The following is a 4640-nucleotide window of genomic DNA, read 5'->3' as shown; positions in this document are numbered from 1 at the left end:
CCCAATACCGGCTTCTCGCTGGCGCTGGAACTGGCCCGGCAGACGGATGGACGTCAGATGCAGGCCCTGCTGCCGATCCCGGCCCAGCTTCCTCGCTTCGTTCCGCTGCCGGGGGGCGGGCGATTCCTGCGGCTCGAGGAATTGCTGCTGATGCATCTCGGCAGTCTCTTTCCCGGCTATCGCGATATCGGCCATTGCGCCTTCCGGGTCTTGCGCGACAGCGATCTGGAGGTCGAGGAAGAGGCCGAGGATCTGGTCCGTGAATTCGAGACCGCGCTGAAACGCCGCCGCCGCGGCAGCGTGATCCGGCTGAAGATCACCCATGGCGCGCCCGACCGGCTGCGGCGGCTGATCATGGAGGAACTGGAAGTCGGCCCCGACGAGGTGATCGAGGTCGAGGGCCTTCTGGGGATGGCCGATCTGCGCGAACTGGTGCTGGATGATCGTCGCGACCTGTTATGGCCCGGCTTCACCCCTCGTGTGCCGGAACGGGTGCAGGATCACCACGGCGACATGTTCGCCGCGATCCGGCAAAAGGACATGCTGCTGCAGCATCCCTACGAGACCTTCGACATGGTGGTGCGTTTCCTGCAGCAGGCGGCGCGCGACCCTGACGTGCTGGCGATCAAGCAGACCCTGTATCGCACCAGCCGTGACAGTCCGATCGTCGATGCGCTTTGCGAGGCCGCCGAGGCGGGCAAGTCGGTGACCGCGCTGGTCGAATTGAAGGCCCGCTTCGACGAGGCCGCCAATATCCGCCAGTCGCGGCGCCTGGAGCGGGCCGGCGCCCATGTCGTCTACGGCTTCGTGAACTACAAGACCCACGCCAAGATCAGCGCCATCGTCCGGCGCGAGGGCGAAAGCCTGGTCACCTATACCCATTACGGGACCGGCAACTACCACCCGATCACGGCGCGAATCTATACCGATCTGTCGCTGTTCACCTGCGATCCGGCCCTGGGCCGGGATGCGACGCGGGTCTTCAACTATCTCTCGGGCTATGTTCAGCCGGCGGGGCTGGAAAACCTTGCCATCTCGCCCATCGGGCTGAAAGACCGGCTGCTGGAACTGATCGCGCGCGAGGCCGAGATGGCCCGGGCCGGACGACCCGCCGCGATCTGGTGCAAGGCCAATTCGCTGATCGAAAAGGACATGATCGAATCGCTCTACGCGGCCAGCGCGGCGGGGGTCAAGATCAGCCTCGTCGTACGCGGAATTTGCGGAATAAGGCCAGGTATCAGTGGCTTGTCTGAAAATATTCGCGTGAAATCCATTGTCGGCCGCTATCTGGAACATTCCCGCATCATCTGTTTCGGCAACGGCTTTGGCCTGCCGTCGAAAAAGGCGCGGGTGTTCATCAGTTCGGCCGACCTGATGGACCGCAACCTGAACCGGCGCGTCGAAACGCTGGTCGAATGCGTCAACGAGACGGTCAAGGCGCAGATCGTCAGCCAGGTCATGGCCGCCAACATGGCCGACGAGGCGCAAAGCTGGCTGCTGCAACCCGACGGGCGTTTCGTGCGCTATCTGCCCGATGGGCGCGATGATCTGTTCAACTGCCACCGGTTCTTCATGGAAAACCCCTCGCTTTCAGGACGCGGCACGGCGGGCGCGCGCGACGTTCCGGCGCTGACCCATTCGCCGGATTGACCGGGACGCCATCACGGGCCATTAACGGGGCCAATGCGCAAGCAGGGGGCCTGGGAATGAACGGCGTGCGGACCAATACCGGCCGGCAGATCGAGCCTTTCGGCAAGATGTTCGACACACTTCCCAAACGGGCGTTGAAACGGGTCGGCGTGGTCGATGTCGGTTCGAACTCGATCCGTCTGGTGGTGTTTGACGGTGCCGCGCGTTCGCCCGCCTATTTCTACAATGAAAAGGTCATGGCCGGTCTGGGGGCCGAGATGGCCTCGACCGGGCGCCTGAACCCGGCGGGCGTCGAGCGTGGCTTTGCCGCGCTCAGCCGGTTTGCCGCGCTGGCCAAGGGCATGGATATCGAGCCGCTGACCTGCGTCGCCACCGCCGCCGTGCGCGAGGCCGAGGACGGACCCGACTTTCAGGCGCGAATCGAACGCGAGACCGGCATCAGGATGTGGGTCATCGACGGCGAGGAAGAAGCCCGTCTGTCCGCGCAGGGCGTGCTGCTGGGCTGGCCCGGCGCGAACGGGCTGGTCTGCGACATCGGCGGCAATTCCATGGAACTGGCGGAACTGAAGGACGGCAAGGTCGGACGGCGGGCGACCTCGCAACTGGGGCCGTTCCGGCTGCAACAGATCAAGGGCGGCAAGGACGGGCTGAAAGCCCACATCCGTTCGATCATGGCCGATCTGGCGCAACGGATGGGCACGGATCACCAGCGGATCTATCTGGTCGGCGGATCCTGGCGGGCCATTGCGCGGCTGGACATGGAACGTTCCGATTATCCGATGACGGTGCTGCACGAATATCGCATGACGCCGCAGGCGGTCGCGGACACGCTGGACTGGATCGGGGCGAACGATTTGAACGAATTGCGCGGCCGGGTCGGGATCTCGTCTTCGCGAATGGAACTGGTGCCGCTGGCCTCGCAGGTGCTGTCGGAACTGGTCGAGACCTTCGGCCCCGCCGATCTGGCGATCAGCAGCTACGGCATCCGCGAGGGGCTGCTCTACGAGCATATGTCCGACACGCTGCGCAAGCGTGATCCGCTGATCGAGGCGGCCCGCTTCACCGAACGCCAGATGGCGCGGATGCCGGGCTTCGGCAAGAAGCTGTATCAGTTCCTGCTGCCGATCTTCGGCCGGGTGCCGGCCGATCGCGAGCGCCTGATCCGCGCGGCCTGCCTGCTGCACGACACGACCTGGCGCGCCCATCCCGACTACCGCGCCGAGGCCTGTTTCGACAACGTGACCCGTGCGAACATGGCCGCGCTGAGCCATCCCGAGCGCGTGTTTCTGGGTCTGGCCCTGCTGCATCGCTACAAGAACAGCCGGTCGAAATCGCCGATGCTGCCGCTGTTTGCCCTGCTGAGCGAGGCGGAAATCCGCGACGCCGAAATCCTGGGCAAGGCGATGCGATTCGGCGCGATGTTCTCGATCGACGATCCTTCCGACGCCGGCAGCTTGAAGCTTGCCGCCAGGAAATCGGTGCTGGAACTGACGCTGACCCGGACCGGGCGGCAATTGATGGGCGAGGTCGCCCATTCCCGTTTCAAATCGCTGTGCAATGCCATGGCGGTGGAGCCTCTGGTCAAGGATTGAGACGGCGCCGTTTCGCGGCCCGGGGCTGCAGCACCGCAATGAAAAAGGGCGTCCCGAAGGACGCCCTTTCCGTTCTGCCAAGGGCAGGGGGGATGATTACATCATGCCGCCCATGCCACCCATGCCGCCCATGTCGGGCATTCCGCCACCGCCCTGGCCTTTCGGTTCGGGCTTTTCGGCGATCATGGCTTCGGTGGTGATCAGCAGACCCGCGACCGAGGAAGCGTCTTCCAGTGCGGTGCGCACGACCTTGGCCGGATCGATCACGCCGAACTTGAACATGTCGCCATATTCCTCGGTCTGCGCGTTGAAGCCAAAGGCCTTGTCGCTGGATTCGCGCACCTTGCCCGCCACGACAGCGCCGTCGACGCCGGCGTTTTCCGCGATCTGCCGCATCGGTGCCTCAAGCGCACGGCGCACGATGCCGATGCCGGCTTCCTGATCCGAGTTCTCGCCCTTCAGGCCTTCCAGCGCCTTGCCACCCTGAACCAGGGCCACACCGCCGCCGACGACGACACCTTCCTGAACGGCCGCGCGGGTCGCGTTCAGCGCGTCATCGACACGGTCCTTGCGCTCTTTCACTTCGACTTCGCTCATGCCGCCGACGCGGATCACGGCAACACCGCCGGCCAGCTTGGCCACGCGTTCCTGCAGTTTTTCCTTGTCGTAATCCGAGGTGGTTTCCTCGATCTGCTGGCGGATCTGGCTGACGCGGGCCTCGATCTCGGACTTTTCACCGGCGCCATCGACGATGGTGGTGTTGTCCTTGTTGATCGTGATCTTTTTGGCCGTGCCCAGCATGTCGATGGTCACGTTTTCCAGCTTCATGCCCAGATCTTCGCTGATCACCTGGCCGCCGGTCAGGATCGCGAGATCCTGCAGCATGGCCTTGCGCCGGTCGCCGAAGCCCGGCGCCTTGACGGCAGCGATCTTCAGGCCGCCGCGCAGCTTGTTGACGACCAGCGTGGCCAGAGCCTCGCCTTCGACGTCTTCGGCCACGATCAGCAGCGGTTTCTGCGACTGGATCACCGATTCCAGCAGCGGAACCATGGGCTGCAACGAGGACAGCTTCTTCTCGTGCAGCAGGATGTAGCAATCTTCCAGTTCGGCGACCATCTTGTCGGGGTTGGTCACGAAATAGGGCGACAGATAGCCACGGTCGAACTGCATCCCTTCGACGACTTCGACCTCGGTCTCCATGCCCTTGTTTTCTTCGACGGTGATGACACCCTCGTTGCCGACCTTCTGCATCGCGTCGGCGATCTGGCGGCCGATCGACGCTTCGCCGTTGGCCGAGATGGTGCCGACCTGCGCGACTTCGTCGCTGTCGTTGACCGGACGCGAGGCGGCCTTGATGGCTTCGACGACCTTGGTGGTGGCCAGGTCGATGCCGCGCTT

Annotated in this window: 3 protein-coding genes; 2 read left to right on the top strand and 1 reads right to left on the bottom strand. The window is 64.2% G+C overall.

Translation table 11 applies throughout. The features are described from left to right. Together B4L36_RS06175 and B4L36_RS06170 are read left to right on the top strand one after the other, a co-directional pair. The coding region (locus tag B4L36_RS06175; RefSeq protein WP_292953933.1) for an RNA degradosome polyphosphate kinase at positions 1-1650 on the top strand (1650 nt) is incomplete at its 5' end. Between the two features lie 56 nt (positions 1651-1706). After that, positions 1707-3242, top strand: coding sequence for a Ppx/GppA family phosphatase (locus B4L36_RS06170; protein ID WP_292953930.1), 1536 nt, complete (start codon positions 1707-1709; stop codon positions 3240-3242). Between the two features lie 96 nt (positions 3243-3338). On the opposite strand, the gene groL is transcribed toward B4L36_RS06170, so the two are convergent. Beyond that, positions 3339-4640: chaperonin GroEL (gene groL / locus B4L36_RS06165; protein ID WP_292953927.1), on the bottom strand; the 1302-nt coding region annotated here is incomplete at its 5' end.

The sequence above is a fragment of the Paracoccus sp. UBA889 genome (assembly GCA_002294185.1).
Classification (GTDB): Bacteria; Pseudomonadota; Alphaproteobacteria; order Rhodobacterales; family Rhodobacteraceae; genus Paracoccus.
The sequence above is the reverse complement of the archived record's forward strand: the minus strand, read 5'-3'. Positions and strand labels throughout refer to the sequence as shown.